The sequence below is a fragment of the Actinomadura sp. J1-007 genome, assembly GCF_009793335.1.
Classification (GTDB): Bacteria; Actinomycetota; Actinomycetes; order Streptosporangiales; family Streptosporangiaceae; genus Spirillospora; species Spirillospora yumaensis.
Map to the genome: position 1 here is coordinate 1,227,097 of NZ_WING01000003.1, position 14,039 is coordinate 1,241,135.

The following is a 14,039-nucleotide window of genomic DNA, read 5'->3' on the forward strand; positions in this document are numbered from 1 at the left end:
ACGTTGGGCAGGCCCGCTTGCCCCCGGGACAATACGCACGTATTCTCGGCTATACAGATGAATAGCAAACGAGACACGTGGACAGTAGAGTGACCAGAGCCATCGCGGCGACCGGGCTGGTGAAGTCGTTCGGCGGCGCGCGCGTGCTGGACGGCCTCGACCTGACCGTGCACCGGGGCGAGGTGCACGGCCTCCTCGGGCCGAACGGGGCGGGCAAGACGACGCTCATCCGAATCCTGCTCGGCCTGACCCGCGCCGACGGCGGAACGGCCCGGCTCCTCGGCGGCGACCCCTGGGCGGACGCGCCCGCGCTGCACCGGCACGTCGCGTACGTGCCCGGCGACGTCACCCTGTGGCCCGGCCTCACCGGCGGCGAGGTGATCGACGTGATCGGCGCGCTGCGCGGCGGCCTCGACGGCGACCGCAGGAACGAGCTGATCGGGCGCTTCGACCTGGACCCGAGGGAGCGGTGCCGCAACTACCCGCCCGCCGAGCGGCGGAAGGTCGCGCTGGTCGCCGCGCTGGCCTCCGACGCCGAGCTGCTCGTGCTCGACGAGCCGGCCCTCGGCCTCGACCCGGTGATGGAGAGGACGTTCCGGCGCGTCGTCCTGGAGGAGCAGGCCCGCGCCAACCGCACGTTCCTGCTGTCGAGCCACATCCTGTCGGAGGTGGACGCCCTGTGCGACGGGGTCAGCATCATCCGCGACGGCCGCACGGTCGAGAGCGGCGTCCTCGCCGAGATGCGGCTCGGCGCCCGCACCTCGATCTCCGCCCAGCTCCTCGGCCGGCCGTTCGCCCTGGCCCACATGACCGGCGTACACAACGTGACCGTCCGGAACAACCACGTCGAATGCGATGTGGACCACGACAGCATCGAGAAGCTCATGAGCTACCTCGCGTCCGTCGGCATCCGCGACCTCGTCAGCCGCGAACCGACCCTTGAGGAGCTGTTCCTCCGCCACTACGGCGCGCACCGCCCCCGGCGCCCGCGCCCGCGCCCCGACAGAGCCCCCGCCCACTGACCCCGACCACCCACCCCGCCCGCTGACCCCGACCACCGACCGCGGCCGCGCCCCCGACGGCCGCCGGAACCGTTCACCCCTTGAACCCGGGGACCCGGATGGGCCGCGCCTCACCCCCGTCAACGCGGACCACCCGATCCCCCCGAGAGCGGACCGCCGCCCCGGGCGGGCCGCTACCTCCGGCAGCGGCGCACGACCAGCGCCGCTGCCGGAGGCGCCCCGCACCTCACCCCCACCCCTAGATCCCCCTGGGGCGGGCGCCCGCCGGACCGTACGGCGCGCCCGCACCGCCCCGGCGGACGCCCTGAGCGTCGCGCGCCCGCGCGGCCCGGCCCGCGAGCCCGTAGGGGGAACGGTGGTCTCGACTGGGGTCGGCGGGCACGGGACAGGGGTTCAGCGCGCCTTGGCCGGTTCTTAAGTTGAGTGGGTAGTGATCGGACGCGCCCGGCCCGGCGGTGATCCGCCGGGACCCCGGCCCGTCCGTCCGCCGCCTCGGCGGCGCGTCCGCCCGCACGAAAGGGGGGAGCCATGGCGTCAGTGGAAGGAAGCCGGCGTCCGTTAGGACGCCGTCCGTTCGCACGCTTATCGACGGGGGTGAACCGTGCGCTATGAGATCTTGGGCCCGTTCCAGGTGGTCGACGAGGACGGGAAGCACACCATCCGGGCGCGGAAGATCCGGGTCCTGCTGACGGTGCTGCTGGTCCGCGCGGACCAGGTGGTGCCGGTCGACCAGCTCATCACCGAGATCTGGGGGGAGGCGCCGCCCCGCCGGGCCACCGCCGGGCTGCACGTCTACATCTCCCAGATCCGCAAGTTCCTGCACCGGCCCGGCGCCGAGGACCCCGTCCTCACCCGGCCGCCCGGCTACCTGCTGCGGCTCGGGGCCGACGAGCTGGACCTGCGCCGCCTGGAGCTGCTGGTGAACCAGGGCCGCAACGACTTCAGGCAGGGCCGCCACGACCAGGCGTCGGCCGCGTTCGAGGAGGCGCTCGACCTCTCCGCCGACCACCTGCCCGACGACCTCGGCAACGGGCCCGTCCTGGAGGGGTTCCACACCTGGCTCCGGGAGACCCGGCTGGAGTGCGTGGAGATGCTCATGGAGTCGCGCATGATGCTCGGCCGGCACCGCGAGCTCGTCGGCGACCTCTACCAGCTCACCACCGAGCACCCGCTGCGGGAGGTCCTCCACCGCCAGCTCATGCTGGCGCTCTACCGCTCGGGCCGCCGCGCGGACGCGCTCCACGCCTACCAGTCCGCGCGCAGGACGCTCAACGAGGAGCTCGGGCTCGAACCGTGCCGCGACCTCCAGAACCTCCAGCGGTCCATCCTCACCTCGGACCACCGGCTGGACCTGCCCATCCCCGCCTGACCCGCCCGCTCCACGTACTCCCGTCCCCACCTACCCCGCCTACCCGCCTACCCGCCTACCGCCACGAACGACGACACGGCCGATGCCACGGGCGCCCCCGCCGCCCCGGCTCGGCCGTTCGTTCGTCCGTCCGTCCGCGACGCCCCCCTCCCCCCGCACATGGGTGTGCCCCATCGCTCGGATGGGGCACGGGGCGGGGCGGGCGGCGCTTCGGCGGGGTCAGAGGCCCGCTCGGCGTTTCAGGGGCTCCCACCAGGAGCGGTTGTGGCGGTACCAGGCGACGGTCTCGGCCAGGCCGCGCGGGAAGTCGCGGCGCGGGCGGTAGCCGAGGCGGGTGCGGGCCTTGTCGTCGTGGACGGCGTAGCGGCGGTCGTGGGCCTTGCGGTCGGTCACGTAGGCCACCTGGTCCCAGTCGCCGCCGACCGCCTCCAGGAGCAGGCCGGTGATCTGGTGGTTGGTCAGCTCGGTGTGGCCGGAGATGTTGTAGACCTCCCCCGGCGCGCCCGCGGTGCGGACGAGCTCGATCGCGCGGCAGTGGTCGTCGACGTGGAGCCAGTCGCGCTTGTGCTGCCCGTCGCCGTACAGGGGGACCTTCTGGCCGTCGAGCAGGCGCGTGATGAACAGCGGGATGAGCTTCTCGGGGAACTGCCGGGGCCCGTAGTTGTTGCAGCACCGGGTGACGCGCACGTCGAGCCCGTGGGTGCGGTGGTAGGCGAGCGCGAGCAGGTCGGAGGCGGCCTTGGACGCCGCGTACGGGGAGTTGGGGTCGAGCGCGTCGGTCTCGTGCGAGCGGCCCGTCTCGACCGAGCCGTACACCTCGTCCGTCGAGACGTGGACGAACCGCCGCACGCCATGAGCGAGCGCCTGCTCCAGCAGCGTGTGGGTGCCGACCACGTTGGTGCGGACGAAGTCGCCGGCGGCGGCGATCGAGTTGTCCACGTGGGACTCGGCGGCGAAGTGCACGACCTGGTCGGCCTCGGACATCAGCTTGCCGACGAGGTCCTCGTCGCAGATGTCGCCGTAGACGAAGCGGAGCCGCGGATGGCTGAGCGTCAGGTTGTCGAGCGTGCCGGCGTAGGTGAGCTTGTCCAGGACCGTCACCCGGATCTCCTCGGACGCGTCCGGGTCGGCCGCATCCGGGTCGGGCGCAACCGGGTCCGGGGCGGCGGGGTCCGGGGCGGCGGGAGCGAGCAGCATCCGCACGTAGGTGGAGCCGATGAACCCGGCGGCGCCGGTGACCAGCAGGTTCATGCGCCCTCCAGGAACGTGGCGCGCCAGTCCAGCAGGTCGCGGACGCGGTCGTAGAAGCGGGCCTGGTCCATCACGTACCGGCCGTAGGGCGAGTTGCCCATCTCCGCGCCCAGCTCGTAGCACTCGTCCGGGCCGATGAACCCCATGTAGAGCGCGATCTCCTCGACGCAGCCGATCCGCGCGCCCTGCCGCTGGTGGACGTCGCGCACGAAGCAGCCCGCCTCGAGCAGCGTCTCGTGCGTGCCGGTGTCGAGCCAGGTGACGCCGCGGCCGAGCCAGACCAGGTCGGCGCGGCCCGCCTCCAGGTAGGCGCGGAGCACGTCGGTGATCTCCAGCTCGCCGCGGGCGGACGGGGCGAGGCCGCGGGCGATCTCGACGACCTTGTTGTCGAAGAAGTACAGGCCGGGGATCGCCAGGTTGGAGCGGGGCTCGGACGGCTTCTCCTCGATGGACACCAGCCGGCCCCGCTCGTCGATCTCGGCGACGCCGTAGCGCTCGGGATCGGAGACCTGGTGGCCGAACAGGACGCAGCCGTCCATCCGCTCGGCGCTCTGGCGGAGCAGGGACGGCAGGCCCGAGCCGTGGAAGAGGTTGTCGCCGAGGATCAGCGCGCAGTCGTCGCCGCCGATGTGGTCGGCGCCGACGAGGAACGCGTCGGGGATCCCGCGCGGCTCGTCCTGGGCGGCGTAGTCGATGTTCATCCCGAGCCGCCGCCCGTCGCCGAACAGGCCGCGGAAGACGGCCACCTCGGACGGGCGGCAGATGACGAGCACGTCGCGGATGCCGGCGAACATGAGGATGGACAGCGGGTAGTAGACCATCGGCTTGTCGTAGATGGGCATGAGCTGCTTGGAGCCGACGGCGGTGACGGGCTGGAGCCGCGTGCCCTTTCCGCCCGCGAGGATGACGCCCTTCATCGCGCACCCGCCGTCGAGGGTTCGCGGGATGTCGAGGTTTCGCGGGATAACGCCGTGGTCGGCCGGGGGCGGAGGAATGCGGCCACCTCGCGCGCCCTCCCGGATTTCAGTTCGGCCACCGTCTCTCCGTTCCGTTCCATCGGGGTCGTCGCCGGTGCGCCGGCGGGCCAAAGGAGGCCGATCCAAGGGTGCTCCGCGGCCGGATCACCAGCAAGGCCCGATGCGTATCCGGAACGATGCGGAACGTAATGCCTCCTGGTCAACCGCCTTTTCGACCTTATGACTGGCCGGTTGTTAAGGGGCCCCTAATCGACCGAACGCCGTCTTCTCCGACCGCCCCTAGAGTGCAGTACGCACCGTTCGGAACGTATTCTCGCGACCCTCAGCACGGTGAACGGCAGAGTGATCATCCGGCCCACTCGGGCGGAATGCAAGGGCCATGCCCTATGCGTTGGCGGGCCTTTAGGCGGGTCTCCTAAAATGGTCGCGGGCCCGCGAACGGCCGAGCAAAGATCACCGACTGCGAGGCCGGCGCGCGGCACGCGCCGAGGGCCTTCCAGAGGGGCTTCGGGAGGGGTTCGCGGCGTTCGGGCCCGCCTCGCGGCGGCCGGTCTGCGGTGTGGCGAATTTCGAGCATCGCGGTTCCGGAGATGATACTCCAGTCCCATCACAGAAAATTAACGAAATCTTTCTGCGGGACGCACATCTCCCCTCGCTTCCCCGAAGTATACAGATGTATAACCTATCTCACAAGGGTGCTGCACGCGCAGGTCAGGACGTGATTAGCGACCCTGTGAAACGGTCCGATTACGCAATGCCCGTTGCCCGCCGACAGGACCGCGACTAGATTCTGCCCGGTAGACGACCACGGGGTACGGGTGACCTGGGACTCAATGCGGCGGGGTGCCGCAAACGGGGAAGAGAGTGTGCAGCTCAGGGGGAGTTCGTGAGCCTGGTAGAACGGAACGCGGAAGTCGCCGTCCTCCACGGGCTGTTCGGGGACTGCCTGGAGGCGCGCAGCAGACTGGCGATCATCAGCGGGGACGTCGCCACCGGTAAGAGCTCCCTTCTGGACGCCTTTGAAAGGCAGGCCGCCGAGTCCGGCGCGGTCGTTCTCAACGCGGTCGCCTCGTCGGTGGAGACGGCGCTGCCGATGGGCGTGCTCGAACAGCTCTTTCGCAGCCCGGAGGTTCCCGAGGCGATCGCCGAGCGCGCGATGAAGCTGCTCAACGCGCGTGCGTTGACCTATCCCATGCGCTTTCGCGGCCTCTGGGACGTCCTGCGCGACCTGACCGAACGCCGGCCCGTGGTGATCTCCGTCGACGACGTGCACCACGCCGACGAGATCTCGTTGCAGTGCCTGCTGTACCTGCTGCGCCGGCTGCGTTCGGCGCGCCTGCTCACGGTGCTCACCGTGAGCCCCCGTTCCCAGGCGCCGAACGCGCCGTTCCAAAGCGAATTCCTCCGCGAACCGCATTCCCGCCAGATCAGGCTCGGCCCCCTTTCCCCGGACGGCGTGGAAGCGCTGATCCGGCTGGACCTCGACGCCCAGACCGCGCGGCTCCTCGCGCCCGCGTTCCACGAGGCGAGCGCGGGCAACCCGGCGCTGGTGCACGCGCTCGTCGACGACTACCTCGCGGGGCCGGAGTTCATCGCGCCCGAGCTGGTCGCGGGCGGCGCGTTCGGGCGCGCGGTCGTCGGGCTGCTCCAGCGGCACGAGTTCCCGGTCCTGGAGGTCGCCCGCGCCATCGGCATCCTCAACGAGCCCGTCCCGCCGAGCCTGATCGGCCGGCTGCTCGACATCGACGCCGAGACCGCCGCCCGCGCCGTCGGCACGCTGACCTCCGCGGGGATCCTCGACGCCGGCAGCTTCCGGCACGGCGCCGCCCAGGCGGCGGTCGTCGACAGCGCCCCGCCCGACGCCCCCGGCGTCCTGCACGAGCGCGCCGCCGAGCAGCTGCACTCCGACGGCGCCGCCGCGACCGACGTCGCCGCCCACATCGTCGCGTCCAACCGGCACGGCGCGCCGTGGGCGATCCCCGTCCTGCGGGAGGCCGCCGAGCAGGCGCTGACGAGCGACGACCTCGGAACGGGCATCCGCTACCTGCGCGTCGCCCACCAGATCTGCCGCGACCGGCGGGAGCGCTCGGCGATCGCCGCGCGGCTCGCCGACCTGGAGTGGCGGGTCGATCCCTCGGTCGCGCTCCGGTGGGTGCCCGAGTTCAGCCTGGCGATCCAGGACGGCCTGCTCGACGGGCGGGACGCCGGCACGCCGTTCATGTCGCTGCTCTGGCACGGGCGGGTCTCCGAGGCCGTCCGGATGCTCGACGCGCTCGGGCGCGGCCGGCCCTCCGCCGCGCTGCCGGGCGACGCCGGGACGGCGATGGACGTCATCCCCCCGCGGTTCTGCCTGGCCTACCTGTATCCCGAGCTGGCGAAGGACGGCCCGGCGGCGGACACCGCCCCCGCCCTCGGCCCGGTCCCGGCGGCGGCGCCCGGTCCCGGGCAGGACGCGGCGGCGATGCTCGTGGCCGAGCTGCACCGCAGGGACGTGCGCGGGGCGCTGGTCGCGGCGGAGCGGGTCATGGAACGCTCCCGCTTGAACCATCGGACGTTCGCCTCGCTCGCGATCGCGCTGGCCACCCTGATCTACAACGACCGGCCGGGCCGGGCGGCGGTCTGGTGCGACGCGCTGCTGGCCGAGGCGACGGCGCGGCGCAGCCCGACCTGGCTCGCGCTGTTCACCGCGCTGCGCGCGCTGATCCATCTGCGGCAGGGCGACCTCCCGGCGGCCGAACGGCACGCCGACACCGCGCTCAACCTCATCTCCCCGAAGAGCTGGGGCGTCCTCGTCGGGCTGCCGCTGTCGTGCATGATCCTGGCGAAGACGGCCATGGGACGTCCGCGCGAGGCCGCCGACCTGCTCAGCATCACGGTGCCCGAGGCGATGTTCCGCACGCCGCTCGGCCCGCACTACCTCTACGCGCGCGGCCGGCACCACCTGGCCGCCAACCGGCTCCACGCCGCGCTGTCCGACTTCCGCACCTGCGGAACGATGCGCGAGGGCTGGGCCGTCGTCCTGCCCGAGGTCGAGCCGTGGCGGCTCGGCGCCGCGCAGGCCCTGATCGCGCTCGGCGACCTGGCGGAGGCGAGGGCGCTGATGGAGGAGCAGCTGCTGAGGTCCGCGCCCGAGCACGTCCGGACGCGCGGCGTCGCCCTGCGCGTCAAGGCCGCGACACATCCCGTGCCGGAACGGCCGGACCTGCTGGGCGAGGCGATCGAGCTGCTCCAGGGCTGCGGCGACCGGCTGGAGCTGTCGTACGCGCTCGCCGACCTCGCCGAGGTGCGCCGATGGGTCGGCGAGCACGACTGCGCGCGGGAGCTCGCGCACCAGGCCGAGCTGCTCGCGCGGCAGTGCGGGCGGCCCGCGGCCCGCGAAGGGGAGCGCCCGGACGTCCCGGGCGGCGTCGTCCGGCCGGACGACCTGGCCGGCCGCCACCGGATGGGGGCCGGGCACGCCGCCGGTCTCGCCGGGAGCGCCGGACGGGACGCCGGAGGCGTGGCGGCGGCCGACCCCGAACGGTTCCTGAAGCTGAGCGACGCCGAGCGCAGGGTGGCCGTTCTGGCCGCCAGCGGATACACCAACCGGGAAATATCCAAGAAGCTTTACATCACCATCAGCACGGTGGAGCAGCACCTCACGAAGGTCTACCGGAAGCTCAACGTGAAACGCTTCGACCTGAAATCCGCGCTCCAGCACATCGAGGTGGTGCTGCCCGCTTCGGAGGCCGTTCTGGATTGCTGCGGAAGCGGCCCGCTAAGGCAGGCGGCCGGAGACCGGTAGCCTTCGGCCCGGTGCCTTCCGGCCGTTCGCGGCCGTTCACCGCCGTGCCCCGGGTGGGACTCGAACCCACACTCTACGGATTTTAAGTCCGTCGCCTGGCTACCAGAATTGGGCTACCGGGGCCCGGGGCGGGGAGCACCCGCCCGTTCAATGCACAATCTAAGCGGACCGCGTCGCGCGGGTCATCCCCTAACGGCCGGGCGGCTCCCCTACATTCCGAAGATCACCGACCGGCGGGCGGACCCGCCGCCGGCCGCCCGCGCGCGAACGGGGCGTCTCCGCGATGCCCTGGAAGCCCGCTGACCAGCGGTCGGCCGGACGGTCCGGACCCGCCGGCGGCCGGCGCCGAATAACGGTCACGCCCTTTTCGGTTCTGCGGCGCAGCCTTCTAGGGGTGCCCGCGGCCCGGTGGCGGCGGCTCCGGGCAATTGCGCCGAGGGTGACGGCGGACGCCGCCCGCCCCATACGTTCCGTTAACATTGTCTTTAAGCACGATTTACATACTCCGGGCCGTCCGGGCGCAACCCCTTACCCCTCCTAACCTGTGCCCGCCCACCCCTAATCCGCCCGCGCGGGGCGGGCTTATCGCGTGATCGATCAAGACCATTCCCGCCATATAACCGATCGCCCGCGGCCTGGCAAGTCCCCGTGCGTGCAGAGATGGATCACCGGCCGCCCGGGCGGCCACGGCCCCGCAGGTCAGGCGCGCGATCATCACCGTCCGAAATGAACCATCAACACGCCGTTCGTTGCACTTGTTCGGAACGGGTGCAAGTATTCGTTCGAATCCGGCGCCCGGGGCGCCGCCTGTCTCGATCACACCCGCGACCGCCACGCGGGTCGGCGCAATTGAGCGATCATCATAGGGGTGCCTGTGAGCCTGGTCGAACGAGACGAGGAACTCGCCGCTCTCGACGGCCTGTTCGCCGAGCTCCCACGCGCGCGAAGCAGGGTGGTGGTGGTCAGCGGGGGCACGGCGACCGGCAAGACCTCCCTGCTGCGCGCGTTCGGGGAACGGGCCGTCGAGCACGGCGCCCTGTTCCTGAGCGCCGTCGCGTCGCGCATCGAGCGCGGCCTGCCGATGGGCGTCCTCGAACAGCTCTTCCGCAACCCCGACCTGCCCTCCGGCGACGCCGAGCGCGCCATGCGCTGGCTCGACGCCGGCGCCCTCAACACCTCCGCCGCCGGTCCCGGCGGCTCGGGCCAGGTGACCTCGGTCGTCCTGCGCGGGCTGTGCGAGGTGCTGCGCGGCCTCGCCGAACGGCAGCCGGTCGTGATCGCCGTGGACGACGTGCACTACGCCGACGAGACGTCGCTGCGCTGCCTGCTGTACCTGCTGCGCAGGCTGCGCTCGTCGCGCCTCCACGTGATCTTCAGCGAGTGCCGCGACCTGGAGGCGGCGAACGCGCTGCTGCGCAGCGAGTTCCTCCGCGAGCCGTTCTTCCGCCAGATCCGCGTCGAGCCGTTGACGAAGGCGGGCGTCGCGCGGCTGCTGCGCAGGAGCCTCGGCGACGCGGCGGCGCAGGACCTGACGCCCGCGTTCCACGAGGCGACCTCCGGATATCCGGCGCTCGTGCAGGCGCTGATCGAGGACCACCGCGCCGCGGCGGCCGCGGGGCGCGGCGAGCTCGGCTCCGGCATGGAGTTCAGCCGCGCGGTGATGACGTTCCTCTACCGGTACGAGCCGCCGGTCTGCGAGGTCGCCCGCGCCATCGCGATCCTCGGGAAGGCGGCCTCGACCACGCTGCTCGGCCGGCTGCTGGACCTCGCGGCCGAGTCCACCGCCCAGGCGGTCAACGCGCTCACCAAGGCGCGGATCCTGGAGAACGGCGACTTCCGGAGCGAGATCGTACGGGCCGCGATCCTCGACGCCACCCCGTCCGGCGAGCGGATGGCCATGCACGGCAGCGCCGCCGTCCTGCTGCACAACGAGGGCGCCGCCCCCACCGACGTCGCCGCGCACATCGTCGCCGCCGGACGGATCGAGGCGCCGTGGGTCGTCCCGCTGCTGCGCGAGGCCGCCGAGCACGCGCTCGCCAACGACGACGTCCGCCCCGCGATCCGCCACCTGCGCGCCGCCTACCGGCTGTGCGACGACGAGCGGCTCCGGCCGGAGATCGCGTCCGCCCTGGCCGACGCCGAATGGCGGGTGGACCCCTCGGCCGTCCTGCGCCACCTCCCCGACTTCGCCGCGCCCGCCCGCACCGGACGGCCCGAGCTGTGCGACACGTTCACCCCGATCACCTACCTGCTCTGGCACGGGCGGGTGGGCGAGGCGCTCGGCATCGTGGACGACCTCGTCCGGACGCAGGACGAGGCCGCCGAGTCCGGCACCGCCGCGTCCGTCGACCTCGACACCCCGCGGCTGTGGCTCTCCTACCTCTACCCGGGCGTCCTCAAGGCCGAGCCGGTGCCCGCGCACCACGAGCCCGAGCCGACCGGAGCGCTCCCCGACCTCCAGGAGGCCACCATGCTGGCGGCCGAGCTGGTCGACGAGAACGAGAGCGACGCCCTCACCACGGCCGAGGGCATCCTCCAGCGCTCGCGCCTCAGCAACCGCACGCTGGCGCCGCTGACGACGGCGCTCGCGGTGCTGATGTACAACGACCGGCTGGAGCAGGCGGCCTCCTGGTGCGACTCCCTCCTGGTCGAGGCGGTCGCCCGGCGCAGCCCGACGTGGCACGCGCTGTTCGCGGCCGAACGCGCCCTGATCCACGTCCGGCAGGGCAACGTGATCGCGGCCGAACGGCACGCCGACGCCGCGCTGAGCCTCATCCCGCCGAAGAGCTGGGGCGTCGCGGTCGGGCTTCCGCTCGCCGCGATGGTGCTCGCCACGACGGCCATGGGCAAGGTCGAGCGCGCGGCCACCCTGCTCGACATCCCCGTCCCGCAGACGATGTTCCAGACGCGGATGGGGCTGCACTACCTGTACGCGCGGGGGCGGCACCACCTGGCGGAGGGCCGCTTCTACGCCGCCGCCTGCGACTTTCGCGCCTGCGGCAAGCTGATGAACGACTGGGGCATCGACCTGCCGGCCGTGGAGCCCTGGCGGATCGGCGCCGCCGAGGCCCACCTGCGCCTGGGCGACGCCGCCCAGGCGAGGGAGCTCGTCGACGAGCAGCTCGCGCTCCTGGAGCCCGAGCACCTGCGGGCGCGCGGGATGTCGCTGCGCGCGCAGGCGGCGACGAGCCCCCCGGAGTCGCGCCCCGCCCTGCTCGGCCAGGCCGTGGAGATGCTCCAGAGCTGCGGCGACCAGCTCGAACTGTCGCGGGCGCTCGCCGACCAGAGCCGCGCCTACGAGATCCTCGGCGAGCCCGAACGCGCCTCGCTGCTGTCGCGCAGGTCCCTTTCCCTAGCGCGCAAGTGCGGAATTCTGGAGCGCACCACCGAGGAGCCGCCCTGCCCGAGCACGCTCGAACTGAGCGACGCCGAGCGCAGGGTCGCCGCGCTCGCCGCCGACGGCTACACCAACCGGGAGATCTCCCGCAAGCTCTACATCACGGTCAGCACGGTGGAGCAGCACCTCACGAAGGTGTACCGCAAGCTCAACGTGCGACGCTTCGACCTTCGGTCAGCGCTGCGGCGCGACGCCGCGTCCCCCGTCCGAGACCCGGCGGCCGGCCCCGGCCGCCCCCGACCCGGAGGAACCGGAACATGAGGAACGACCGCTTACAGAGGAACGACCGCTTACAGACGATCGACATCACGCTCGAAGGCGGCCCCGACGGCGTGCCCGCCGTGATCCGCGCCGAGCGCTCCACCCTCGCCGCCCGCAAGCTCAAGATCCCCTACCGGGGCGGCTACGAGCACTTCGAGCTCGTGGACGAGCCCGCCGCCCCCGTCACGTTCCACTGGACGATGCGCACCAAGATCGCCGAGTAGCGCGGCCCGCCCCGGCCAGGCCCGCGCCGCGTCTGGCCCGCCGCGTCCAGGCCCGCCGTGTTCCGGGCCGCCGTGTTCCGGGCCGCCCCGGTCAGGGGCACGCCTGGCGCTCGGCCGGGAGCTCGACCGCCTTGCGGATGGAGCTGAGGCCGAGGCGCTCGGACTCGGCGCAGAACCTGCCGGGCGGGATCTCGTACTCGGCGTGGAACACCGGCTTTCCCGCGCGGACGAACGGCGTCAGCCGCTCGCACTCGCCGTACTGGGCGCACTGCTCGTTGACCGCGAAGTCCATGTCGCCGACGAGCTGCGGGATCTGGCCGAGGTCGTTCTTCAGGCCCACGGCCAGCCCGCGCCGGTGCGCCTCGTCCGCGAGCATCCGGTTGAACGCGAGCTGCTGCGCGGACGTCAGCGGGAAGCCGGTGTCCTTCTGGTAGCCGTCCATCCAGTCGGGCTCGACCGCGTCGAAGCCCTTGCTCTTGCACTGGTCGAGCCGCGACGCCCAGATGGGCCGCACCGCGTCGATCCGGCGGATGTCGACCCAGCGTTCGCCGGGCCACCCGTCCACGCCCTTGCCGAGCGCCGCCTTCGGGAACCTGCCGTAGTCGGGACGCCAGTTCTCGGCCGTGCCGATCGCGGTGTAGCAGATCACCTTGCGGCCCGCCCGGTGCAGCTCGGCGACCGTCGCCGCGGGCGTCTCGAACAGGTCCACGTCGTACACCGCGGCGGGCACGGAGGTGTCGATCTTGCCGCTGAGCTGCCACTGCCACGACACCCCGGCCTTCGGCCGCCACCACGACGCCGCCCCGCGCGCCCCCGACGGCGCCTGCGCCGCCGGGGACCGGGACGCCGGGCCTCCCCCCGAGCCGTCGTCCGACCCGCCGTCCGATCCGCCGCACGCCGCGGCCATCGCGACGAGGCACACCGCCGCCACCGCACGGGCAACCCGCGTCATCACCACTCCCCGAGAAGCCGAAGCGGGCGGCGCGCCATCGCGCCCCCCGCGCACAGCCAGTGATCCTATCCGCCCTCCGGAGGACGTCTCCCCAGGCCAACGGGGTACGGACGCCGGGAGCCCGGTGGCGCGGGGGCGCAGGGGTGCGGTGGCGCGGGGTCAGGGGACGAAGCGCTCCAGGATGCGGTCCATCCCGCTCGTCCAGTTGACCCGCAGGGCCGCGACGGCGCCCTCGACGTCGGCGGTCAGCAGGTGCTCGGCGATGCGCTCGTGCTCCACGGCCGAACGCTCCAGCATGTCCTGGTCGCCGACCACGACGCGTTCGTAGCGGTGCATCGTGAGCTTCAGGGACGCGATGAGGTCCATGAGGCGGTCGTTGGGGCAGCCCGACAGCAGCAGGTCGTGCCAGGCGTCGTCGTAGCGCTCGATGACCTTGTAGGCGGCCTGGGGCTCGGAGAACGCCCGCGCCTCCGCGAGGAGGCGCGGGGCGATCGACTTCAGGAACGCCGGATCGGACAGCCGCAGCGCGAGCGACTCCATCTCGCTGACGATGGTCGTCAGGTCGCGGAACTCCTTGCTGCTCATCGGCGCGAACCGGAACCCCTTGCCCCGCTCGCTGCGGATGACGCCCTCGCGTTCGAGCGAGATCAGCGCCTCACGCAGCGGGGTGCGGCTCACCCCGAGCTCGGTGGAGAGCTGGCTCTCGTTGATCGGCTCGTCCGCGGCGAACTCTCCCCGGCCGAGCCGGACGAGCAGCTCGTCCTTGATCTGTTCGCGCAGCGGACGGCGCTCGATCGGCATG

9 protein-coding genes and 1 tRNA gene are annotated in these 14,039 nt (G+C 72.5%); 5 read left to right on the forward strand and 5 right to left on the reverse strand.

Annotated features, from left to right (window positions below; all coding sequences use genetic code 11):
• The first annotated feature begins 89 nt into the window (after positions 1-89).
• Entirely contained in the window at positions 90-1,022 is a 933-nt protein-coding gene (locus GEV43_RS46575) for an ABC transporter ATP-binding protein (protein ID WP_160826944.1), read from the forward strand.
• 601 nt (positions 1,023-1,623) lie between these two features.
• A complete protein-coding gene (locus GEV43_RS46580) occupies positions 1,624-2,391 on the forward strand; it encodes an AfsR/SARP family transcriptional regulator (protein WP_160826945.1) in 768 nt (255 codons plus the stop codon).
• 219 nt (positions 2,392-2,610) lie between these two features.
• Here the strand turns inward: GEV43_RS46580 and rfbB are convergent, their stop codons facing one another.
• Positions 2,611-3,642, reverse strand: a complete 1,032-nt coding sequence (rfbB, locus tag GEV43_RS46585) for a dTDP-glucose 4,6-dehydratase (RefSeq protein WP_160826946.1) — start codon at positions 3,640-3,642, stop codon at positions 2,611-2,613.
• The gene (gene rfbA, locus GEV43_RS46590) at positions 3,639-4,559 is read right to left on the reverse strand and encodes a glucose-1-phosphate thymidylyltransferase RfbA (RefSeq protein ID WP_160826947.1); all 921 of its coding nucleotides are present in this window, start codon (positions 4,557-4,559) and stop codon (positions 3,639-3,641) included. The genes rfbB and rfbA overlap by 4 nt, the downstream gene beginning before the upstream one ends.
• Positions 4,560-5,505: 946 nt before the next feature.
• Here rfbA and GEV43_RS46595 point away from each other — a divergent pair.
• Positions 5,506-8,403 (forward strand): LuxR family transcriptional regulator, encoded by a 2,898-nt coding sequence (locus tag GEV43_RS46595; RefSeq protein WP_160826948.1) that lies wholly within the window; start codon positions 5,506-5,508, stop codon positions 8,401-8,403.
• Between the two features lie 45 nt (positions 8,404-8,448).
• Here GEV43_RS46595 and GEV43_RS46600 read toward each other — a convergent pair.
• Positions 8,449-8,526 (reverse strand) — tRNA-Leu (locus GEV43_RS46600).
• A gap of 745 nt (positions 8,527-9,271) precedes the next feature.
• On the opposite strand from GEV43_RS46600, the gene GEV43_RS46605 reads away from it, so the two are divergent.
• Together GEV43_RS46605 and GEV43_RS46610 are read left to right on the forward strand one after the other, a co-directional pair.
• Entirely contained in the window at positions 9,272-12,061 is a 2,790-nt protein-coding gene (locus GEV43_RS46605) for an AAA family ATPase (RefSeq protein WP_160826949.1), read from the forward strand.
• Positions 12,058-12,285, forward strand: coding sequence for a DUF5988 family protein (locus tag GEV43_RS46610; RefSeq protein ID WP_160826950.1), 228 nt, complete (start codon positions 12,058-12,060; stop codon positions 12,283-12,285). The genes GEV43_RS46605 and GEV43_RS46610 overlap by 4 nt, the downstream gene beginning before the upstream one ends.
• 91 nt (positions 12,286-12,376) lie before the next feature.
• Here GEV43_RS46610 and GEV43_RS46615 read toward each other — a convergent pair whose 3' ends face one another.
• Positions 12,377-13,237 (reverse strand): endo alpha-1,4 polygalactosaminidase, encoded by an 861-nt coding sequence (locus GEV43_RS46615; protein WP_160826951.1) that lies wholly within the window; start codon positions 13,235-13,237, stop codon positions 12,377-12,379.
• A gap of 159 nt (positions 13,238-13,396) precedes the next feature.
• Positions 13,397-14,038, reverse strand: a complete 642-nt coding sequence (locus tag GEV43_RS46620; RefSeq protein ID WP_160826952.1) for a GntR family transcriptional regulator — start codon at positions 14,036-14,038, stop codon at positions 13,397-13,399.
• Position 14,039: the final 1 nt, after the last annotated feature.

Excerpts from the sequence above, each read along its gene's own strand:
- rfbB (WP_160826946.1), bottom strand. The coding sequence starts at position 3,642 with ATGAACCTGCTGGTCACCGGCGCCGCCGGGTTCATCGGCTCCACCTAC.
- rfbA (WP_160826947.1), bottom strand. The coding sequence starts at position 4,559 with ATGAAGGGCGTCATCCTCGCGGGCGGAAAGGGCACGCGGCTCCAGCCC.
- GEV43_RS46610 (WP_160826950.1), top strand. The coding sequence starts at position 12,058 with ATGAGGAACGACCGCTTACAGAGGAACGACCGCTTACAGACGATCGAC.
- GEV43_RS46615 (WP_160826951.1), bottom strand. The coding sequence starts at position 13,237 with ATGACGCGGGTTGCCCGTGCGGTGGCGGCGGTGTGCCTCGTCGCGATG.
- GEV43_RS46620 (WP_160826952.1), bottom strand. The coding sequence starts at position 14,038 with ATGCCGATCGAGCGCCGTCCGCTGCGCGAACAGATCAAGGACGAGCTG.